Genomic DNA, 20,759 nt, shown 5'->3' with positions numbered 1-20,759 from the left:
TTGAAGGCCGCTGCTCCCCGGGCAGCGGCCTTTTTTTGGTGAATAGTTCTCCTCCTGTGCCGCTCCGGCTTGCTATCCTTCAGGCATAACCCAATGCCTGAGAGTGGAAAATCATGACTTCCCCGCTGCTGATTGCCCGTACGCCAGACGTCGAACTTCATCTGTTGCCGCAAATGGCCAACCGCCATGGCCTGATCACCGGCGCGACCGGCACCGGTAAAACCGTTACGCTGCAGAAACTGGCGGAATCGTTCTCCGCCAGCGGCGTGCCGGTCTTTATGGCTGACGTTAAAGGCGATTTGACCGGCGTGGCGATGGCTGGCCAGTCCAGCGAAAAGCTGCAGGAGAGGCTGGCGAAAATCGGCGTCACCGACTGGCAGCCGCAGAGCAATCCGGTGGTGCTGTGGGATATCTTCGGCGAGAAAGGCCATCCGGTTCGCGCTACCGTCTCCGATCTCGGGCCGCTGCTGCTGGCGCGACTGCTGAACCTGAATGAGGTGCAGAGTGGCGTATTGCAAATTATTTTCCGCATCGCCGATGACCAGGGTTTGCTGCTGCTGGACTTCAAAGATCTGCGCGCCATGACCCAATACATCGGTGACAACGCCAAAAGCTTCCAGACCCACTACGGCAACATCAACAGCGCCTCGGTCGGCGCCATCCAGCGCGGGTTACTGACGCTGGAGCAACAGGGTGCGGAGCATTTCTTTGGTGAACCGATGCTGGATATTGCCGACTGGATGCGCGTCGACAGCAACGGCAAAGGCGTCATCAACATCCTCTCTGCTGAGAAGCTCTACCAGATGCCAAAACTCTACGCCACCAGCCTGCTGTGGCTGCTGTCGGAGCTTTATGAACATCTGCCGGAAGCGGGCGATCTCGATCAGCCAAAGCTGGTGTTCTTCTTTGATGAGGCGCACCTGCTGTTTACCGACGCGCCGCCGGTGCTGCTGGAGAAAATAGAACAGGTCATGCGGCTGATCCGCTCCAAAGGGGTCGGCGTCTGGTTCGTCACCCAGAACCCGGCGGATATTCCCGATCGGGTGCTGGGGCAGCTCGGCAACCGCGTTCAGCACGCCCTGCGCGCCTTCACCCCCAAAGATCAGAAAGCGGTAAAAACCGCCGCCGATACCCTGCGCGCCAACCCGGCGTTTGACAGCGTCGAGGCGATTCAGGCACTGGGCACCGGCGAAGCGCTGATCTCCTTCCTGGATGCCAAAGGCAGTCCGTCGGTGGTGGAACGCGCCATGGTGATCGCCCCCGGCTCACGTATGGGTCCGGTCACAGGCGATGAGCGCAACGGGCTGATCAACCATTCACCGCTCTATGGCAAATATGACAGCGAAGTTGATCGCGAATCGGCGTTTGAGAAGCTGCAAAAAGGGTTTCAGGCCGCCAGCGATCAGGCCAGCGCGCCCCCGGCGAAAGGCGACGATGTCGCGGTAGATAACGGCATTCTCGGCGGGCTGAAAGAGATCCTGTTTGGCCGAACCGGCCCGCGCGGCGGCAAGCACGATGGCGTGGTGCAGACCATGGCGAAAAGCGCCACGCGCCAGATTACCAATCAGATCATCCGTGGCGTACTCGGCAGCCTGCTGGGTGGTCGTCGCCGATGAAACCGGCTCTCTGCTAAGATCAGGATATGGATAAACAACACGAACTGAAACGGACGAAACGTCTGGCGCTGCTGCTGTTACTGCTGGCTGCAATTACCTTTATCGTTACGCTTTTTCTGCCGCCCGGCTTCTGGGTCAGCGGCGTAAAAGCGATTGCGGAAGCTGCGATGGTCGGCGCGCTGGCGGACTGGTTCGCGGTGGTCGCACTGTTCCGGCGCGTGCCAGTGCCCTTTATCTCGCGTCATACCGCCATCATTCCGCGTAACAAAGATCGTATCGGTGAAAACCTCGGTCGCTTTGTGCAGGAGAAGTTTCTTGATACCGACTCGCTGCTCAATCTGATTCGTCGTCACGATCCTTCCAACCTGCTGGCGCAATGGCTGAATGCGCCCGGCAATGCTGACCGCATCGGACGTCATCTGCTGCAGGTCATGCGCGGCTTCCTGGACCTGACCGATGACACCCGGATCCAGAATTTCATGCGCCGCGCAGTACATCGCGCCATCGACAAGGTCGATCTCAGCCAGACCAGCGCCCTGCTGCTGGAGAGTCTGACGAAAAACAACCGTCATCAGGCGCTGCTGGACGCGGCAATCGAACAGCTGCTGAAGCTGCTGCACAAGCCCAGTACCCGCGAGTTTATTGCCATGCAGCTGGTGCGCTGGCTGAAACGCGAGCATCCGATCAAAGCCAAAATGTTGCCGACCGAATGGCTGGGCGAGCACAGCGCCGAGCTGGTGGCAAACGCGGTCGATTCACTGCTGGATGATGTGGCGCTGGATCAGGGACATGAGCTGCGCCTCGGCTTCAATCGGGCGGTCGACAAACTGATCGTTAAACTGCAGAACGACCCGGAGATGGCAGAGCGTGCCGAGGAGATCAAAGGCTGGCTGAAAGAAGATGCCTCATTCAATCGTTACATCGGCGAGCTGTGGAATGATATGCGCAACTGGCTTAAGGCGGATCTCAGCAGTGATGACTCACGGGTGCAGGAGAAAGTGCGCGGTGCAGCCTTATGGCTGGGCGAAACCCTTACGGCCGACCCGGCGCTGCGTGACTCGATGAATCAGCATCTGGAACAGGCCGCACGCAGCGTTGCGCCAGAGTTTGCTGGCTTCCTGACGCGTCACATCAGCGACACCGTGAAGAGCTGGGATGCACGCGACATGTCGCAGCAGATCGAACTCAATATCGGTAAAGACCTGCAATTTATCCGCATCAACGGCACGCTGGTTGGCGGCACCATCGGGCTGATTCTCTACCTGTTGTCGCAGCTGCCCCAGTTACTGCCGCTGCTGAGCCGATAACCACCTGGTTTAGCCGGATTGGGGTGGATAGAGGCCAAACTCGGTGATAATGGCGCTAACAAAGCTGCGGATTTTCACCGTCTGGCGGCGGCCCGCCGGGATCAGCACATGCATGGGTCGTGCTGGCCCGGCATAATCGGGCAGCACCTGGACCAGCCGACCCTGTCTGATCTCTTCAGAGAGAATGGTGGCCGGCCCCAGGGTAATGCCATAACCCTCCAGCGCCGCATGCAGCAGCGCTTTCCAGTCATTTGATCGCATGCGCCCCTGCGGATGCACCTCTTCAACCTTACCGGCCTGGCTGAATACCCAGCGGCAGGGTTTTGAGGGCGACCAGATGCCATAAACGAGACAGGCGTGGTTCACCAGCTCCGCTGGCGTGGCGGGAACACCGTGCCGCGCCAGATAGGCTGGCGACGCGCAGGCTATCAGCCGGTAGGGCTGCAGTAGATGGGCGATGATCGAACTGTCCGCCAGCGCACCAATCCGGATCACCACTTCATAACCCTCTTCAAACGGATCGACCAGCCGATCGCTGAGTTCAAGATCGACCTGCGTTTCCGGAAACCGCTCAAGATAGCGGGTCACAAACGGCGCCAGGCTAAAAGAACCAAACGTGACCGGGGCGCTGACCTTCAGCGTACCGGACGGCCGCTGCTGCATATCCAGCGCGATCGCATCCGCTTCCTGCACCTCTGCCAGCACGATTTTGCAGCGTTCGTAATAGTTGCGGCCCACATCCGTCAGGCTTTGCCGTCGGGTGGTGCGATGCAGAAGCAGCGTACCGAGATGCTTCTCCAGCATGGCGATATGCTTCGCCACCATCTGCGGTGAGATTTGCAAATGCCCGGCTGCGGCGGCAAAAGAGCCCGATTCCGCGACGGTAACGAACACGTTCATGCTGGTAAGCCGATCCATGATTCCCTCCTGTTGGTTGTTTATATTGCGTCTGTTTGTCGATTTATTCACCTCCTGTTTTTAATTAAGGTCAGTGCGTGAAACTCATCGAGGAGAAACGTATGAAAATAGGCATTATTGGCGCAGGCTTTGTTGGCCGGGCGATTGCAAAACTGGCGATTCAGGCGGGACATCAGGTGATGCTCAGCAACTCGCGCGATCCACGAACGCTGTTCAGCCTGAAGCCGATGATTGGCTGTGAAACCGGCACCCCCACCGAGGCCGCAGAGTTTGGCGACGTGGTGGTGATTGCCGTACCGCTCACGGCAACGGAACAACTTCCGGCCACAGAATTGAGGGGAAAAATCGTGCTTGATGCAGTCAATTACTATCCCGACCGCGATGGCGAAATTGAAGAGCTGCTCAATGGCCGCATCAGCACCAGTGAACGGCTTGCCCGCCTGCTTCCTGGCAGCCGCATCACTAAGGCATTCAATGCCATCCGCATGACCGATCTTGAAACTCAGGGCCTGCCGCCGGGCGATGCTAACCGGCAGGCATTACCGCTGGCGGGGGATGATAGCGAAGGGAAAGCGATCGCCACGGCATTATATGAAGCCTTTGGATTTGATGCGGTGGATGCGGGATCGTTAGCGGAAGGCTGGCGTTTCGAGCGTGGGACGCCCGCCTATTGCATAGCCCTGAACAGAGAGCAACTTATCAGGACACTGAAAGAGACGACCCGGCACTCTGCATAAACAGGGCGTCAGCGCAGAATAAAGCCGCTGAAACCGTTACTCCCGGACGGCTGCCAAACGTAGAGCGAAAAGCGATGGGAGCCTGCCCTGAGCCTGAACACTGGTCACAAAAAAGGCCGCTTGCGCGGCCTTTTCTTTTACTGCATTCATTGCGCTTAGCGCCGCTTAATCAACATAAACATACTGATAGCGAAGAACGCAAAACTCGGCAGAATCGCTCCCAGAATCGGCGGCAGACCGTAAACCAGACTCAGCGGGCCAAAAATCTGGTCCAGCACGTAGAACAGGAAGCCAAAGCTGATACCGGTCACTACCCGCACACCCATCGACACGCTACGCAGCGGTCCGAAGATAAACGACAGCGCCATCAGCATCATCACCGCCACCGACAGCGGCTGGAAGATTTTGCTCCACATATTCAGCTGATAACGTCCCGACTCCTGGCCGCTCTGCTTCAGATATTTACTGTAGCTATGCAGACCGCGAATCGATAACGCGTCCGGATCCAGCGCAACCACACCCAGCTTGTCCGGCGTCAGATTGGTTTTCCACTCGCCACTCAGGCTCTGTGAACCGGTAATCTGCTTCGGATCGGTGAGATTAGACTCATCAACCTGCGACAGTATCCAGCGCTTCTTAGCCGCATCCCAGGTCGCCGTCGCCGCGTAACGCACGCTCTGCAGACGACGCTGATCGTTAAAGCTGTAGATGCTCACGCCATCAATTTCGTTGTCGCCTTTAATGCGCTCGATAAAGATAAAGCTATTGCCATCTTTCGCCCACAGACCGTTCTGCGTCGAGACCAGTGCGCCACCGTAAAGCTGCTGCGCCCGGTAATTACGCGCCATCTGCTCGCCCGACGGCGCAACAAACTCACCAATCGCCATGGTCAGCAACACCAGCGGAATCGCCGTTTTCATCACTGACAGCGCAACCTGCATGCGGGTAAAGCCCGCCGCCTGCATCACCACCAGTTCACTGCGCTGCGCCAGCGCGCCCAGTCCCAGCAGTGCACCCAACAGAGCCGCCATCGGGAAGAAAATCTCAATATCTTTGGGTACGCTCAGCAGGGTGTAGTAACCGGCACTCAGCGCGTTGTAGCTGCCCTGGCCGGTCTTGCGCAGCTGATCGACGAACTTGATGATGCCGGAAAGCGACACCAGCATGAACAGCGTCAGCATGATGGTATTGAAAATGGTTTTACCGATATAGCGGTCAAGTACGCGAAACATCAGACCGACCCTCCGCGGGTAAAGCGGGCGCGAATCCGACGCATCGGCACCGTATCCCACAGGTTAAGGAGCACCGCCAGCACCAGATAGCTGATATTTACAACCCACATCCAGAGCGCCGGATCGAGCCGCCCTTTCGCGCCGCTCGACTTCAGCGAGCTCTGCAACAGGAAGAAAATCAGATAGAGCAGCATGGCGGGCAGCATCGACAGCACGCGCCCCTGACGTGGGTTCACCACGCTGAGCGGCACCACCATCAGCGCCATCACCAGCACCGCAAACACCAGCGTCAGACGCCAGTGCAGCTCGGCCTGAAACTCAGGTGTCTTATTCGCGAACAGGTCAGTCAGACTTGCCTGTTCTGCATCGTTAGGATCGAGCGTTGCCGCTTTATAGCCTACGATGGCCTGATAATTGGTGAAGTCGGTGATACGGAAATCACGCAGCAGTGCGGTGCCCTCAAAACGGGTGCCTTTATCCAGCGTCACCACCTGCGAGCCATCTTTATGCTGCTCCATGTGACCGCTGTCAGCCAGCACCACTGAAGGACGCGCGTTGCCCTTTGGCCGTAACTGCGCCAGGAACACGTTACCAAAGTTGTTGCCCTTCACATCCTCGACAAACAGCACGGCGCTGCCGTCGCTGGAGGTCTGGAACTGCCCGGCGGCCATTGCTGCCGCACCCGGGTTCGCTTTGGCGTTCTGCGTCACCTCATCTTGATAGCGGGATGACCACGGCCCCAGCCAGATGACGTTTACTGCTGCCACTATCGAGGTAAACAGCATCAGCACCATCGCCGCTTTCACCAGGACGGCCTTACTCAGGCCGCAGGCGTGCATCACGGTAATTTCACTTTCCGTGTAGAGCCGCCCCAGCGTCATCAGGATCGCCAGAAACAGACTTAAGGGCAGTATAAGTTGTGCCATTTGAGGCACACCGAGTCCTAACAAGGTCAGAACGAGGTTTGTCGGCACTTCGCCATCCACCGCGGCACCCAGGATCCTGACTAACTTCTGACAAAAGAAGATGAGTAGCAGGATAAACAGGATAGCCAGCTGGCTTTTGAGCGTTTCCCGAACCAGATATCTAATGATGATCACGCTTAGTACGCCTGTGAAAACTTGTCTTTTTGCAGGAAAATCGCTAGTTTCAACGCTTATCAGCCATTTTTCTTCATCAATGGCCGTCGCCGTAGCTAAATTTGTATGAAAAACGCGTCCGGGTGGTGAAAAAACAACATCTTGTCACCCTGATTCATTATGACCTCCAGCAGCAGAATGTCATGCTGCGACGATGAATAAATGGGTCATGAGCGCGCTACATTCTAGCGGCAGCAGCGGCCGTTGTCTTTAAGATTCAGGAGAGTGCATGGAGTTCAGTGTAAAAAGCGGAAGCCCGGAAAAACAGCGCAGTGCCTGCATTGTCGTTGGCGTTTTCGAACCGCGTCGTCTGTCACCGATTGCCGAGCAGCTGGATAAAATCAGCGACGGCTACATCAGCGCCCTGCTGCGCCGCGGCGAGCTGGAAGGAAAAGTGGGCCAGACACTGCTGCTGCATCATGTGCCAAATATCCTGTCCGAGCGTATTCTGCTGATTGGCTGCGGTAAAGAGCGTGAGCTGGATGAACGCCAGTACAAGCAGGTCATTCAGAAAACCATTAACACGCTCAACGACACCGGCTCAATGGAAGCGGTCTGCTTCCTGACCGAACTGCATGTCAAAGGCCGCAACACCTACTGGAAAGTGCGCCAGGCAGTAGAAACCTCTAAAGAGGCGCTCTACAACTTTGACCAGCTGAAAAGTAACAAAGCGGAGCCACGTCGTCCGCTGCGCAAGCTGGTCTTTAACGTGCCGACCCGCCGTGAACTCACCAGCGGCGAACGGGCGATCCAGCATGGATTAGCGGTCGCAGCCGGTATGAAAGCGGCTAAAGATCTCGGCAACATGCCACCTAATATCTGTAACGCCGCCTATCTGGCGTCACAGGCGCGTCAGCTGGCGGATGCCTTCAGCAAAAATGTCACCACCCGCGTCATTGGCGAACAGCAGATGAAAGAGCTGGGCATGAACGCCTATCTCGCGGTTGGGGCCGGTTCGCAAAACGAATCGCTGATGTCGGTAATTGAATACAAAGGCAATCCGGATGCGGAAGCGCGCCCGATTGTGCTGGTGGGTAAAGGGCTGACCTTTGACTCAGGCGGCATCTCCATCAAGCCTGCCGACAGCATGGACGAAATGAAGTATGACATGTGCGGCGCGGCCGCCGTCTATGGCGTGATGCGTATGGTGGCAGAGCTGAATCTGCCACTGAACGTGGTCGGCGTGCTGGCAGGCTGTGAAAACATGCCGGATGGCCGGTCGATGCGTCCGGGCGACGTGCTGACCACCATGTCTGGCCAGACGGTTGAGGTGCTGAACACCGACGCCGAAGGTCGCCTGGTCCTGTGCGATGCGCTGACCTACGTCGAACGTTTCGATCCGGAAGTGGTGATTGACGTGGCGACGCTGACCGGTGCCTGCGTGATTGCGCTGGGTCATCACATCAGCGGCCTGCTGTCGAACCACAATCCGCTGGCGCATGAGCTGATCAGCGCCTCGGAGCAGTCAGGCGATCGCGCCTGGCGTCTGCCGATGGCGGATGAGTTCCAGGAGCAGCTGGAGTCCAACTTTGCCGATATGGCGAACATTGGTGGCCGTCCCGGCGGCGCGATTACCGCCGCCTGCTTCCTGGCACGCTTTGCCCGCAAATATAACTGGGCACACCTGGATATCGCCGGTACCGCCTGGCGCTCCGGCAAGGCCAAAGGCGCCACCGGACGTCCGGTGCCGATGCTGTCGCAATTTCTGTTGAATCGGGCAGGATTGAACGGCGACGATTAAGCGCCCTCTTTTCTGACAGCAAGGGCGGATATCATTCCGCCCTTGATCTTCTGATGAGCAAATCGATGAAAAACGCAACCTTCTACGTGCTGGAAACCGATGCAACGAGCGATGGCCTTAGCGCCGTTGAAGCGCTGGTGTGCAATCTGGCGGAAACACGCTGGCGGGCCGGAAAGCGGGTGTTGATCGCCTGCGAAGATGAACAGCAAGCCATTCGTCTCGACGAAGCGCTGTGGCAACGACCGGCAAACGCCTTCGTGCCGCATAACCTGGCGGGTGAAGGCCCGCGCTACGGTGCGCCGGTTGAGCTGGCCTGGCCACAGCGTCGCGGCAGTTCACCGCGCGACCTGCTGATTAGCCTGCTGCCCCACTTCGCAGATTTTGCTACTGCTTTCCATGAAGTGATAGACTTCGTTCCTTACGAAGACACGCTCAAACAACTGGCGCGCGACCGCTATAAAGCGTATCGCAGCGTTGGATTCCAATTGAATACGGCAGCGCCACCACAGCCGCAAACGACATAGCAGAAATGGAAAAGACATATAACCCGCAAGATATCGAGCAGCCGCTTTACGAGCATTGGGAAAAGCAGGGCTACTTCAAACCGAATGGCGATACCAGCCAGGAAAGCTTTTGCATCATGATCCCGCCGCCGAACGTCACCGGTAGCTTGCACATGGGTCACGCCTTCCAGCAAACCATCATGGACACCATGATCCGTTACCAGCGCATGCAGGGGAAAAATACCCTGTGGCAGGCGGGTACTGACCACGCGGGCATCGCCACGCAGATGGTGGTTGAGCGCAAAATTGCGGCTGAAGAGGGCAAGACGCGCCAGGACTATGGCCGTGATGCGTTCATCGACAAAATCTGGCAGTGGAAAGCAGAGTCCGGCGGCACCATCACCCGCCAGATGCGCCGTCTGGGCAACTCCGTCGACTGGGAGCGCGAGCGCTTCACCATGGACGATGGCCTTTCCAACGCCGTGAAAGAGGTGTTTGTTCGCCTCTATAAAGAGAACCTGATCTACCGTGGCAAACGCCTGGTGAACTGGGATCCAAAACTGCGTACCGCAATCTCCGATCTGGAAGTGGAAAACCGCGAGAGCAAAGGCTCCATGTGGCATATCCGCTATCCACTGGCTGACGGCGCAAAAACCGCCGACGGTAAAGATTATCTGGTGGTCGCCACTACTCGTCCGGAAACCCTGCTGGGTGATACCGGCGTCGCCGTTAACCCGGAAGATCCACGTTACAAAGATCTGATCGGCAAATTTGTGATGCTGCCGCTGGTTGGCCGTCTTATCCCTGTCGTTGGCGACGAACATGCCGACATGGAAAAAGGCACCGGCTGCGTCAAGATCACCCCGGCGCATGACTTCAACGACTATGAAGTCGGCCGTCGTCACAAACTGCCGATGATCAATATCCTGACCTTCGACGGCGATATCCGCGACCGTGCTCAGGTGTATGACACCAATGGCGAAGCCAGCGATGCCTGTTCCGATGAGATCCCGGCGGCTTTCCAGAACATGGAACGCTTCGCGGCGCGTAAAGCGATTGTTGCCGCTGTCGATGAGCTCGGCCTGCTTGAAGAGATCAAACCTCACGATCTGACCGTGCCTTACGGCGACCGTGGCGGCGTGGTTATCGAGCCGATGCTGACTGACCAGTGGTATGTGCGTACCGCACCGCTGGCGAAAGTCGCGGTTGAAGCCGTTGAAAACGGCGACATCCAGTTTGTACCGAAGCAGTACGAAAACATGTACTTCTCCTGGATGCGCGATATTCAGGACTGGTGTATCTCCCGTCAGCTCTGGTGGGGTCACCGCATCCCGGCGTGGTATGACGATAACGGTAACGTCTACGTCGGCCGCACCGAAGACGAAGTGCGGGCTGAGAACAACCTGGCCGCCGACGTCGCGTTGCGTCAGGATGATGACGTGCTGGATACCTGGTTCTCATCAGGTCTGTGGACCTTCTCCACCCTGGGCTGGCCGGAAAACACCGAAGCGCTGCGTACTTTCCATCCGACCAGTGTGCTGGTCAGCGGCTTCGACATCATCTTCTTCTGGATTGCCCGCATGATCATGCTGACCATGCACTTCATCAAAGATGAAAACGGCAAACCACAGGTACCGTTTAAAACCGTCTACATGACCGGTCTGATCCGTGATGAAGAAGGTCAGAAGATGTCAAAATCCAAGGGCAACGTGATTGACCCGCTGGATATGGTCGACGGCATTTCGCTGCAAGCGCTGCTGGAAAAACGCACCGGCAACATGATGCAGCCACAGCTGGCGGAGAAAATCCGCAAACGTACCGAGAAGCAGTTCCCGGACGGCATCGAGCCATCAGGCACCGATGCACTGCGTTTCACCCTGGCGGCACTGGCCTCTACCGGTCGCGACATCAACTGGGACATGAAGCGCCTGGAAGGCTATCGCAACTTCTGTAACAAGCTGTGGAACGCCAGCCGCTTTGTGCTGATGAACACCGAAGATCAGGATTGCGGACAGAATGGCGGCGAAATGACGCTGTCGCTGGCAGATCGCTGGATCCTGACCGAGTTCAACAACACGGTGAAAGCGTACCGTGAAGCGCTGGATAGCTACCGTTTCGATATCGCGGCTAACCTGCTGTATGACTTCACCTGGAACCAGTTCTGCGACTGGTATCTGGAGCTGACCAAGCCGGTCATGAACAGCGGCAGTGAATCTGAACTGCGTGGCACCCGTCATACGCTGGTTCACGTGCTGGAGGCGCTGCTGCGTCTGGCGCATCCGATCATTCCGTTTATCACTGAAACCATCTGGCAGCGCGTGAAGGGGCTGAAAAATATCAGCGACGACACCATCATGCTGCAGCCTTTCCCGCAGTACGATGCGGCGAAAGAAGATGCCGAAGCGAAAGCGGATATCGAGTGGATGAAACAGGCGATCGTCGCAGTGCGTAATATCCGTGCCGAGATGAACATCGCACTGAGCAAGCCGCTGGATGTGTTGCTGCGTGACTGCTCGCCTGCGGCGCTGCGTCGCGTTGAAGCCAACCGCAACTTCCTGTCGCGCCTGGCGCGTCTGGAAAGCCTGACCATTCTGCCTGCGGGCGAGAAAGGTCCGGTGTCGGTGACCAAACTGGTTGAAGGCGCAGAGCTGTTGATCCCGATGGCGGATCTGGTGGATAAAACCGCCGAGCTGGAGCGTCTGGCGAAAGAGCTGGTTAAGCTGGATGTGGAAATCGAGAAGATCGAGACCAAGCTGGCGAATGAAGGCTTTGTTTCGCGTGCTCCGGAAGCGGTAGTGGCGAAAGAGCGCGAACGCGTAGCGGACCTGCAACAATCAAAAGCAAAACTGATTGAACAGCAGGCGGTCATTGCGGCATTGTAAGCGTCTTAGCTGACAGCTTATTCATAAAGCCGGGCTTGCCCGGCTTTTTTATTGACCTCGTACAAATCCGGAAGAGATGATGACGACCAGCGCCACCCCGCTTATTGACCTCCAGGTGCGGCCGATTACTGCCGCCGATAATCCGCATATCGCCCAGGTGATCCGCGATGTTTCCGCGGAATTCGGCCTGACGGCTGACAAGGGCTACACCGTTTCCGATCCGCAGCTCGACCAGCTGTTTGAGCTCTACAGTGCCGAACAGAGCGCCTACTGGATTGTTGAGTATCAGGGCAAGGTGGTCGGCGGCGGCGGTGTTGCGCCGCTCGCCTGCAGCGCGCCTGATATCTGCGAACTGCAAAAGATGTACTTTCTGCCAGAGGTGCGCGGTCAGGGTCTGGCACGCGAACTGGCGATGCGGGCGATAGAACATGCACGCAGCCACGGTTTCCGTCGCTGCTATCTGGAAACCACCGCCAGCCTGACGCGGGCCATTAAACTTTATGAGTCACTTGGCTTCGAGCATATCGACAGCGCGATGGGCTGCACAGGCCATGTCGACTGCGAAGTGCGGATGCTGAAGCTATTGTGACAGAGGGGGATGACAACCCCATTAACGCGCCCGGATCAGAACGCCGGTACGCCGCTGTGAAAGCGTAATTCGTTGTCAGGTTCGCTGATTAACCGCCCTTCTGTTGCCCCAATCGCCTTCACCCGCGGCGTGATGTCTCTGGTGGCAATCTGCGCCGCCAGGGTTAAATAGTCCTGATAATGCCGCGCCTCTGAGCGCAGCAGCGACAGATAGAACTTCGCCAGTTCGTCATCAATATAAGGTGCCAGACTGGCGAAACGCTCGCAGGAGCGCGCCTCGATGTAAGCACCGCATATCAGCTTATCCACCAGCGTTTCCGGTTCATGGGTGGTGACTTCGCGCAGCAGCGATTTGGCATAGCGGCTGGAGGTGATCTTCTGATAGACCAGCCCGCGCGACTGCATAATTTCCCACACCTGATAGAAGTGATGCAGCTCCTCTTTAATCAGCAGCACCATCTTCTCCACCAGTTCATCCGCCCACGGCAGCGCATTGCGCACGATGATACGTTTCGTGAGGTTCTTATGGGCGTTGATAAAGTCGCTGTCACCATCTTCGCGGAAGATAAAATCTTCATAGGGTTTCAGCCATGCCAGAATGGCGTCGCCGCTGGGTTTGTCGGCAACATATTTGCGGATCAACCACACCGCGGTCTGCGCGGCTTTCAGTTCGCACACCAGATGGTCGGTTAACAGCAGGGTCAGATTTTCCGGCTTGCGCGCCTCATCAATCCAGGCCTGTGGCGTGCGGCAGTGCAGAAACTGATAGATTGGTTCAAGTAAGGGTGCGTAGTTCATGATGTTAAAACAGGTGGCAGGGGTGACAGGCGGAGAACTCTCCGCCCCGGCTACTTAGTGGCGAATACCATCATCATCTTCATCTTCGATGGCGTCGTCATCTTCATCTTCGGCATCGGGATCTTCAAAATAGGTGCCCCAGCCGTCGTAATCGACGTTGTACTTACCAATCAGATTCACCAGCTGCTCAACCTGCACATCGATCAGTTCAGGCTTCAGGGCGGATTCGCTGATGATGTCGACGCACATCACGGTGGTGCCATCTTCCAGCTCCAGCTCTTCCGGCTCGGTTACTTCATAACCCAGCTTGAATGCATCAACGGCCGCTTTTTCCAGCGAATCAAAATTATTGCATGAGAGATGGTGCTCGATGGTATAGAGCGCATCAGGATCGCTGCCATCCTCCAGCAGCTCTTCGATAATCTGCCGCGTCTCTTCCTGCTGCTCTTCCAGTAATGCTTCATATGCCATGACGATATCCTCTCTGAGTTCGGCAATAATCAATTATTTTCCCATACTGCCCGTCGCGCCACTACACAAAACGAAAAGTTTATTAGCCCTGCACTTGAAAATGCATATTCATACGGTTAGATTGAATTTTAATTCACTTTAATGATTACCGGAGTGTTGTATGAGTCAGCTGTATCAGCGCCATTTCCTCAGGCTTCTGGATTTTACGCCCGCCGAGATTGATCACCTGCTTACCCTTTCCGCGGAATTGAAACAGGCCAAAAAAAGCGCCCAGGAAGTGCAGTATCTGAAAGGTAAAAATATCGCGCTCATCTTCGAAAAAGACTCGACCCGTACCCGATGCTCTTTCGAAGTTGCCGCTTACGATCAGGGTGCGAACGTCACCTATCTTGGCCCGAGTGGCAGCCAGATCGGCCATAAAGAGTCGATGCGCGATACCGCGCGGGTGCTGGGCCGGATGTACGATGGCATTCAGTATCGCGGTTACGGTCAGGAACTGGTGGAAACGCTGGCGGAACATGCCGGTGTGCCGGTGTGGAACGGCCTGACCACCGAGTTTCATCCGACCCAGCTACTGGCCGATCTGCTGACCATGCAGGAGCATCTGCCGGGCAAAAAGCTCAGCGAGATGACGCTGGTTTATGTAGGTGATGCGCGTAACAACATGGGTAACACCATGCTGGAAGCCGCCGCACAGGTGGGGCTGGATCTGCGTCTGGTGGCACCGAAGAGCTGCTGGCCAGAGGAGCAACTGGTGGCGCAGTGCCGTGAAGCTGCGCAGCAGACCGGCGGGAAAATCACCCTCACCGAACATATTGCCGACGGCGTGAAAGACGCTGACTTTATCTACACCGATGTCTGGGTGTCGATGGGCGAAGCCAAAGCGGTGTGGGCCGAGCGTATCGCGCTGCTGCGTGACTATCAGGTGAATCGGGCGATGCTCGATCTGACCGGCAACCCGCAGGTTAAATTCCTGCACTGCCTGCCCGCCTTCCACGACGATCAGACCACGCTGGGCCAGCAGATGGCAGAACAGTACGATCTGCCCAACGGCATGGAAGTGAGCAACGAGGTGTTTGAGTCACCACACAGCATTGTGTTCGACCAGGCCGAGAACCGGATGCACACGATTAAAGCGGTAATGGTGGCCACGCTGGGCCAGCGCTGACCGACCAGCACCGCGCAGCTGAGGACGCTGAGTCGCGCCCGCTTATAGCGGGCGATTCACCGTCTGATCTGGCCCGGCCTCTGATCGGCTAAGCAGGCGCAAACGTTTTCCTCTTGCTGCCCCACCGCGAACGGGTATAATGCGGCCCAATTTGCCGGAGGAAATATGCTACAGCACAGCGGACAATTTGACGCTCAATCACGCCTGACCGCAGGCGGTGCTACTGTTTCTTTCGGTCATCGACCCGATCTTAAAAAAGCCCCTTAAGCAGGGGCTTTTTTTTGTCCGCAATCCGGCCGCGCAGAGGAGACAGCTATGGCTAACCCGCTATATCGCAAGCACATTATTTCAATCAACGACCTCAGTCGTGAAGAGCTGGAACTGGCGCTACACACCGCCGCGAAGCTTAAAGCCCATCCGCAGCCGGAACTGCTCAAGCACAAGGTTATCGCCAGCTGCTTCTTTGAGGCGTCGACCCGTACCCGCCTGTCGTTTGAAACCGCCATTCATCGCCTTGGCGCGTCAGCGGTGGGCTTTGCTGACGGCAGTAATACGTCGCTGGGCAAAAAAGGCGAAACCCTGGCCGACACTATTTCAGTGATTAGCACCTACGTCGATGCGATCGTGATGCGTCACCCGCAGGAAGGCGCGGCGCGGCTGGCGACCGAGTTCTCCGGCGGCATCCCGATTCTCAACGCCGGTGACGGCGCGAACCAGCATCCGACCCAGACGCTGCTTGATCTCTTCACTATTCAGGAGACGCAGAGCCGTCTTAATCAGCTGAATGTGGCGATGGTCGGCGACCTGAAGTATGGCCGCACCGTCCACTCCCTGACCCAGGCGCTGGCGAAGTTTGACGGCAACCGCTTCTTCTTTATCGCGCCCGATGCGCTGGCGATGCCGGCCTATATCACCGATATGCTGGATGAGAAGAATATCAGCTGGTCACGTCACGACAGCTTTGAAGAGGTGATGCCGCAGCTCGATATCCTCTATATGACGCGGGTGCAGAAAGAGCGGCTCGATCCGTCAGAATATGCCAACGTCAAAGCGCAGTTCATTCTGCGTGCCGCCGATCTCGCTACGGCACGCGACAATATGAAGGTGCTGCACCCACTGCCGCGCATCGATGAAATCACCACCGATGTCGATAAAACCCCGTATGCCTGGTATTTCCAGCAGGCGGGTAACGGCATCTATGCGCGCCAGGCTCTGCTGGCACTGGTTTTAAACAGCGAACTCGCCCTGTAAGGAGATACCCCCATGACGCAGGACAACAAACTGCAGGTCGAAGCGATCAAACGCGGCACGGTCATCGACCATATTCCGGCGCAGATCGGCTTTAAATTGCTCTCCCTGTTCCGGCTGACCGAAACCGATCAGCGGATTACCATTGGCCTGAATCTGCCCTCGGGTGAGATGGGCCGCAAAGATCTGATCAAGATTGAGAACACCTTTCTCACCGACGATCAGGTGAATCAGCTGGCGGTCTATGCGCCCCATGCCACGGTCAACCGCATCGACGACTATGAAGTAGTGGCGAAGATAGCCCCGACGCTGCCGGACCACGTTGAACGGGTACTGACCTGCCCCAACAGCAACTGCATCAGCCGCAGCGAGCCGGTCTTCTCCAGCTTTGCCGTGAAGCAGCGCGCCGACGATGTGCATCTTAAGTGCAAATATTGCGAAAAAGAGTTCGCCCGCCATGTGGTGCTGGGTCACTGGTAATCGCCCTGCCCGACCTTATAATGGGCAACACCGGCGGCATGGCCGCCTGACGACGTAATCAAAGGAGCAATGATGTCTCGTGAAATCAGTACTGAAAAAGCCCCTGCCGCTATCGGCCCCTATGTTCAGGGTGTCGATCTGGGCAGCATGATCATCACCTCTGGCCAGATCCCGGTGGATCCGGCGACCGGCCAGGTGGCGGATGACGTTGCCGCACAGGCACGTCAGTCACTGGAAAATGTGAAGGCGATTGTTGAAGCAGCAGGTCTGAAGGTCGGCGACATCGTGAAGACCACGGTGTTCGTGAAAGACTTAAATGACTTCGCCACGGTCAATGCGGCTTATGAGGCGTTTTTCACCGAGCATGAAGCTCACTTCCCGGCGCGTTCCTGTGTCGAAGTGGCGCGTCTGCCAAAAGATGTGAAGATCGAAATCGAAGCGATTGCCATTCGTCGCTAATCTCCGTTGTTAACATCTATTGTTAACGAGGGCGCCTGCCTCTCTCCGGCTATCCCGGAGAGAGGCGGTGAATCGCTTAACGCTTAGCCGGTCGCCACAGCCACAGCAGCGCTATCGCCAGCGCAAACAGCACGCCAAAACCGACGCCCGTCGCCACCGCAGGTGCACCCGCCTTGATCGCCAGCGTATAGAGCCCCAGCATGATCAGCATGGCGCTGTTCTCACCCAGATTCTGCACCGCAATCGCATTACCTGAACCGACGCTCTCTTTGCCCCGCGCCTGCAACAGCGCATTCAGCGGCACCACAAAGAAACCACCCAGCGCACCAATCAGCATCAGCACCAGATAGGCATTCAGCAGAGAATGCTGCAGCGCGAAGACGACGACCATCACACCAATCAGCACACCGGCTGGCATACAGCGACGCACCGTTTCAAGCGTCACCAGCTTCGCCGCCGCCGCCGCGCCAATCACGATGCCAATCGCTACCATGGCATTCAGCGTGGTCGGCGTGGTGTTGTCACTGATGCCCAGCGCCACCGGCACCCACAGCACCAGCAGAAAACGCAGCGTCACGCCTGCACCCCAGAACAGGCTGGTGCCGAGCAGCGAGAAGCGCGTCTCCGCATCACGCCATAGCAGCGCGGCGGCACTGAAAAAACTGCGTGCCATCATACCCAACTGCCAGCTCTGACCGGGACGCGCCGCCTGCAGTTTCGGGATAAACAGGTTGGCTACCACGGCAATGCCGTAGGTCAGCGCACAGATCCCCAGCGCCGCCAGCAGATGCCAGTCAGCCAGCATCCCGCCCGCCACTGAGCCGAGCAGAATGGCGGCGATGGTCGATCCCTCCATCAGCCCGTTGGCTTTCACCAGCTTCTCGCCGTGGGTGATCTCACCGAGGATGCCATATTTAGCCGGGGAGTAGGCCGCTGCGCCCGCGCCCACCAGGGTATATCCGAGGAAGGGGTTGAAGCCGAAACAGATCACCAGCGCGCCCAGCAGCTTCAGGCTGTTAGCGAGCATCATCACCCGCCCTTTTGCCATGCTGTCCGCGACCTGACCGACAAACGGTGCCAGCAGAATGTAGGCTGCGACAAAGAGCATCTGCAGCACCGGCTGACTCCAGTCGGGATAGAACTGGCTTTTCAGCACGGCCAGCGTGGCAAACAGCAGCGCGTTATCGCCGAAGGCCGAAAAGAACTGGGCGATAATCACGGCGATCATGCCGCGTGACATCAGCGGCGCATTACGATCAAGGCTCATGCCTGCTCCTCTTCCGCCATTTTTTTCAGCGTGACGTAATCGGGTTTACCGCTGCCCAGCTGCGGCAACTGCTTCATCACCCGGATATCACGCGGCAGCGCCAGTTCTGGCGCACCCAGCTCGCGGGCCGCTTTCTGCAGGTTGTCGCGCGCCAGTTCAGCGTCGGTGGTGAACAGCACCAGTGCCTCACCACGCTGACCATCCGGGCGCAGCGAGGCGGCATGCTGTTTGTCCGGCGACGCTTTCAGGGCGATCTGCTCGACGATCTCCAGCGACACCATCTCACCGGCAATCTTCGCGAAGCGTTTGGCGCGCCCCTGAATCTGGCAGAAACCGCCGTCATCAAAGCTGACGATATCACCCGTGTCATACCAGCCCGCTTCCTGATTGCCTTCACCATCGTCGGCGACCGGCACTTCCAGCACGCCTGGATTCTCAACCCGCAGATACCCTTTCATCACGTTCGGCCCGCGCAGCTGCAGCCGTCCGCCCTGCTCAATGCCCGGCACCGACATCAGCCGCGAATCCATGCCCGGCAGAATGCGTCCGACGGTGTGCGCCTTCGCCGCCATCGGCACGTTAATCGCGACCACTGGCGCGCATTCAGTTACGCCGTAGCCTTCAAGAATGCGAATGCCATACTTCTCCATGTAGAGCTGACGGGTGTTCTCCTGCAGCTTCTCTGCACCCGCCACCACATAGCGCAGGCGGGCAAAATCATAGGGTGCGGCAAAGCGCGCATAGTTACCCAGGAAGGTCGAGGTGCCAAACAGCACGGTGCAGTTACGGTCATAAACCAGCTCCGGCACGATGCGATAGTGCAGCGGGCTGGGATAGAGGAACACCTGCGCGCCGGTCATCAGCGGCGTAAACAGCCCGACGGTCAGACCAAAGGCATGGAACAGCGGCAGCGCCGACATAAAGCGGTCGCGCGGGGTGAAGTCGGCGATGGTGCGGATCTGTTCAACGTTTGCCAGCAGGCTTTTATGTGAGTGTACGACGCCTTTGGGATTGCCTTCCGAGCCGGAGGTAAACAGTACCATCGCAGCGTCTTCCGGCTGCTGGGGCAGCTGCGCGCGATGCGGCATCAGCAGATGGGCGACGATCCACAGTTTGTCTTTACTGGTCACGGTATCTTTCAGATCTTCCAGATAGATCCACTGCACATCATCGAGCCCCTGCGGCAGATGCCACAGGTTGCCTTTGTCCAGGAACTGGCGCGACGTGAAGACCGTTTTGATCTGCGCGGCGGTCAGTGCTGCCCGCATGCCGTTCACGCCCGCCGTATAGTTGAGCATCGCCGGAACACGCCCACGCAGTGTGGCCCCGAAAATCGCCGCTGCCGTGACGGTGGTATTGGGCAGCAGCAGTCCTACCACCTCGCGCGGCTGGCTGTAGCGCTCCAGAATACGACCCACGCCCAGCGCCTTCTTCAGCAGTCCGTTGTAGCTGTCAGGTTTGAAATTGACATCTTCGATGCAGCGCTTAAACGCGCCATAACGCGTACGCGCCGCCAGAAACGCCTCAAACAGGGTTTCACGCGGACGCACCGCCATGCGCGCTTCCATCATCACATGGTGCAGATGCTCACCGGCCAGCACGCGCCGATCGCGCGCCCGCTTCGCCTCCGGCATCGGAATGCGGGTGGCGGGCAGAATCGTCAGGGTGATGCGCGGGAACAGGCGACGTTTAAATACGCCCGCCAGACGGCCAAACGGCGTGTACTCTGCGCCTTCAATGCGCATCGGCACCACATTCGCGCCCGAACGCGCCGCGACAAAACCCGCCCCGCTGTAAATCTTCATCAGCGATCCGGTGACGGTAATGCGTCCTTCCGGGAAGATCACCACCGGACGGCCACTGTCGATCAGCCTGACCAGCTGTTTGAGCGCCATGGGTTTGGTGGGATCGAGCGGCACATAGTCGATAAAGGGTTTAACCAGCCGCATAAACCAGCTTTCGCTGATGGTCGAATAGACCGCATAGACCGGCTTAATCGGCAAAAATAGCGCCAGCAATATGCCGTCGAGAAACGACATATGGTTCGGCGTGATCAATACCTTCTGCTTATGCAGTTCGGCGACGTCGCCACGCAGTTCGACCCGCCATAACAGGCGAAATATCAGGCGCAATAGTGTGAAAACCATGCCGGCTCCTTAGCATCGTGAAAATAGCCCCTCACGATGCAGGATTTGACGCGGTTCG

General features: G+C 57.5%; 18 protein-coding genes. 11 read left to right on the top strand and 7 right to left on the bottom strand.

Annotated features, from left to right (window positions below; all coding sequences use genetic code 11):
- The first annotated feature begins 113 nt into the window (after positions 1-113).
- Positions 114-1,616, top strand: coding sequence for a helicase HerA-like C-terminal domain-containing protein (locus tag FOV68_RS15825; protein WP_031592610.1), 1,503 nt, complete (start codon positions 114-116; stop codon positions 1,614-1,616).
- Between the two features lie 26 nt (positions 1,617-1,642).
- On the top strand, positions 1,643-2,923 hold the full coding sequence (locus FOV68_RS15820; RefSeq protein WP_143991182.1) for a DUF445 domain-containing protein: 1,281 nt from the start codon (positions 1,643-1,645) through the stop codon (positions 2,921-2,923).
- A gap of 9 nt (positions 2,924-2,932) precedes the next feature.
- On the opposite strand, the gene FOV68_RS15815 is transcribed toward FOV68_RS15820, so the two are convergent.
- On the bottom strand, positions 2,933-3,841 hold the full coding sequence (locus FOV68_RS15815; protein WP_143991181.1) for a LysR family transcriptional regulator: 909 nt from the start codon (positions 3,839-3,841) through the stop codon (positions 2,933-2,935).
- 101 nt (positions 3,842-3,942) lie between these two features.
- On the opposite strand from FOV68_RS15815, the gene FOV68_RS15810 reads away from it, so the two are divergent.
- The gene (locus tag FOV68_RS15810) at positions 3,943-4,578 is read left to right on the top strand and encodes an NADPH-dependent F420 reductase (protein WP_143991180.1); all 636 of its coding nucleotides are present in this window, start codon (positions 3,943-3,945) and stop codon (positions 4,576-4,578) included.
- Positions 4,579-4,733: 155 nt separating this feature from the next.
- Here the strand turns inward: FOV68_RS15810 and lptG are convergent, their stop codons facing one another.
- Both lptG and lptF read right to left on the bottom strand, forming a co-directional pair.
- Positions 4,734-5,810, bottom strand: a complete 1,077-nt coding sequence (gene lptG, locus FOV68_RS15805; protein ID WP_010251648.1) for an LPS export ABC transporter permease LptG — start codon at positions 5,808-5,810, stop codon at positions 4,734-4,736.
- Entirely contained in the window at positions 5,810-6,910 is a 1,101-nt protein-coding gene (lptF, locus tag FOV68_RS15800; protein ID WP_031592614.1) for an LPS export ABC transporter permease LptF, read from the bottom strand. The genes lptG and lptF overlap by 1 nt, the downstream gene beginning before the upstream one ends.
- A gap of 268 nt (positions 6,911-7,178) precedes the next feature.
- On the opposite strand from lptF, the gene pepA reads away from it, so the two are divergent.
- From pepA to FOV68_RS15780, 4 genes are all read left to right on the top strand, one after another.
- The gene (pepA, locus tag FOV68_RS15795) at positions 7,179-8,690 is read left to right on the top strand and encodes a leucyl aminopeptidase (protein WP_010251654.1); all 1,512 of its coding nucleotides are present in this window, start codon (positions 7,179-7,181) and stop codon (positions 8,688-8,690) included.
- A gap of 65 nt (positions 8,691-8,755) precedes the next feature.
- A complete protein-coding gene (locus tag FOV68_RS15790) occupies positions 8,756-9,214 on the top strand; it encodes a DNA polymerase III subunit chi (RefSeq protein WP_010251657.1) in 459 nt (152 codons plus the stop codon).
- Positions 9,215-9,219: 5 nt separating this feature from the next.
- Entirely contained in the window at positions 9,220-12,075 is a 2,856-nt protein-coding gene (locus FOV68_RS15785) for a valine--tRNA ligase (protein WP_143991179.1), read from the top strand.
- A gap of 79 nt (positions 12,076-12,154) precedes the next feature.
- Positions 12,155-12,664, top strand: coding sequence for a GNAT family N-acetyltransferase (locus FOV68_RS15780; RefSeq protein WP_143991206.1), 510 nt, complete (start codon positions 12,155-12,157; stop codon positions 12,662-12,664).
- Positions 12,665-12,699: 35 nt separating this feature from the next.
- Here FOV68_RS15780 and FOV68_RS15775 read toward each other — a convergent pair whose 3' ends face one another.
- Both FOV68_RS15775 and rraB read right to left on the bottom strand, forming a co-directional pair.
- Positions 12,700-13,461: a tRNA-(ms[2]io[6]A)-hydroxylase gene (locus FOV68_RS15775; protein WP_143991178.1), complete on the bottom strand. Its 762-nt coding sequence runs from the start codon at positions 13,459-13,461 to the stop codon at positions 12,700-12,702.
- 54 nt (positions 13,462-13,515) lie between these two features.
- Entirely contained in the window at positions 13,516-13,932 is a 417-nt protein-coding gene (rraB, locus tag FOV68_RS15770) for a ribonuclease E inhibitor RraB (protein ID WP_010251675.1), read from the bottom strand.
- 160 nt (positions 13,933-14,092) lie between these two features.
- Between rraB and argF the strand changes: the two genes are divergently transcribed.
- From argF to ridA, 4 genes are all read left to right on the top strand, one after another.
- Positions 14,093-15,100: an ornithine carbamoyltransferase gene (argF, locus tag FOV68_RS15765; RefSeq protein ID WP_143991177.1), complete on the top strand. Its 1,008-nt coding sequence runs from the start codon at positions 14,093-14,095 to the stop codon at positions 15,098-15,100.
- 315 nt (positions 15,101-15,415) lie between these two features.
- A complete protein-coding gene (gene pyrB, locus FOV68_RS15760) occupies positions 15,416-16,351 on the top strand; it encodes an aspartate carbamoyltransferase (RefSeq protein WP_010251681.1) in 936 nt (311 codons plus the stop codon).
- A gap of 12 nt (positions 16,352-16,363) precedes the next feature.
- A complete protein-coding gene (pyrI, locus tag FOV68_RS15755) occupies positions 16,364-16,828 on the top strand; it encodes an aspartate carbamoyltransferase regulatory subunit (protein WP_010251684.1) in 465 nt (154 codons plus the stop codon).
- A gap of 72 nt (positions 16,829-16,900) precedes the next feature.
- Positions 16,901-17,287, top strand: coding sequence for a 2-iminobutanoate/2-iminopropanoate deaminase (gene ridA / locus FOV68_RS15750; protein WP_031592621.1), 387 nt, complete (start codon positions 16,901-16,903; stop codon positions 17,285-17,287).
- A gap of 76 nt (positions 17,288-17,363) precedes the next feature.
- On the opposite strand, the gene lplT is transcribed toward ridA, so the two are convergent.
- Positions 17,364-18,554 (bottom strand): lysophospholipid transporter LplT, encoded by a 1,191-nt coding sequence (gene lplT, locus FOV68_RS15745; protein WP_031592067.1) that lies wholly within the window; start codon positions 18,552-18,554, stop codon positions 17,364-17,366.
- The gene (gene aas, locus FOV68_RS15740) at positions 18,551-20,701 is read right to left on the bottom strand and encodes a bifunctional acyl-ACP--phospholipid O-acyltransferase/long-chain-fatty-acid--ACP ligase (RefSeq protein WP_143991176.1); all 2,151 of its coding nucleotides are present in this window, start codon (positions 20,699-20,701) and stop codon (positions 18,551-18,553) included. The genes lplT and aas overlap by 4 nt, the downstream gene beginning before the upstream one ends.
- Positions 20,702-20,759: the final 58 nt, after the last annotated feature.

The sequence above is a fragment of the Pantoea sp. paga genome (assembly GCF_007558755.1).
In the GTDB taxonomy this organism is placed as follows: domain Bacteria; phylum Pseudomonadota; class Gammaproteobacteria; order Enterobacterales; family Enterobacteriaceae; genus Pantoea; species Pantoea agglomerans.
The sequence above is the reverse complement of the archived record's forward strand: the minus strand, read 5'-3'. Positions and strand labels throughout refer to the sequence as shown.

Bases quoted from the DNA above. Each gene is read 5' to 3' on its own strand.
- FOV68_RS15825 (WP_031592610.1), top strand. From the start codon at position 114: ATGACTTCCCCGCTGCTGATTGCCCGTACGCCAGACGTCGAACTTCAT.
- FOV68_RS15820 (WP_143991182.1), top strand. From the start codon at position 1,643: ATGGATAAACAACACGAACTGAAACGGACGAAACGTCTGGCGCTGCTG.
- FOV68_RS15815 (WP_143991181.1), bottom strand. From the start codon at position 3,841: ATGGATCGGCTTACCAGCATGAACGTGTTCGTTACCGTCGCGGAATCG.
- FOV68_RS15810 (WP_143991180.1), top strand. From the start codon at position 3,943: ATGAAAATAGGCATTATTGGCGCAGGCTTTGTTGGCCGGGCGATTGCA.
- lptG (WP_010251648.1), bottom strand. From the start codon at position 5,810: ATGTTTCGCGTACTTGACCGCTATATCGGTAAAACCATTTTCAATACC.
- pepA (WP_010251654.1), top strand. From the start codon at position 7,179: ATGGAGTTCAGTGTAAAAAGCGGAAGCCCGGAAAAACAGCGCAGTGCC.
- FOV68_RS15790 (WP_010251657.1), top strand. From the start codon at position 8,756: ATGAAAAACGCAACCTTCTACGTGCTGGAAACCGATGCAACGAGCGAT.
- FOV68_RS15785 (WP_143991179.1), top strand. From the start codon at position 9,220: ATGGAAAAGACATATAACCCGCAAGATATCGAGCAGCCGCTTTACGAG.
- FOV68_RS15780 (WP_143991206.1), top strand. From the start codon at position 12,155: ATGACGACCAGCGCCACCCCGCTTATTGACCTCCAGGTGCGGCCGATT.
- FOV68_RS15775 (WP_143991178.1), bottom strand. From the start codon at position 13,461: ATGAACTACGCACCCTTACTTGAACCAATCTATCAGTTTCTGCACTGC.
- rraB (WP_010251675.1), bottom strand. From the start codon at position 13,932: ATGGCATATGAAGCATTACTGGAAGAGCAGCAGGAAGAGACGCGGCAG.
- argF (WP_143991177.1), top strand. From the start codon at position 14,093: ATGAGTCAGCTGTATCAGCGCCATTTCCTCAGGCTTCTGGATTTTACG.
- pyrB (WP_010251681.1), top strand. From the start codon at position 15,416: ATGGCTAACCCGCTATATCGCAAGCACATTATTTCAATCAACGACCTC.
- pyrI (WP_010251684.1), top strand. From the start codon at position 16,364: ATGACGCAGGACAACAAACTGCAGGTCGAAGCGATCAAACGCGGCACG.
- ridA (WP_031592621.1), top strand. From the start codon at position 16,901: ATGTCTCGTGAAATCAGTACTGAAAAAGCCCCTGCCGCTATCGGCCCC.
- lplT (WP_031592067.1), bottom strand. From the start codon at position 18,554: ATGAGCCTTGATCGTAATGCGCCGCTGATGTCACGCGGCATGATCGCC.
- aas (WP_143991176.1), bottom strand. From the start codon at position 20,701: ATGGTTTTCACACTATTGCGCCTGATATTTCGCCTGTTATGGCGGGTC.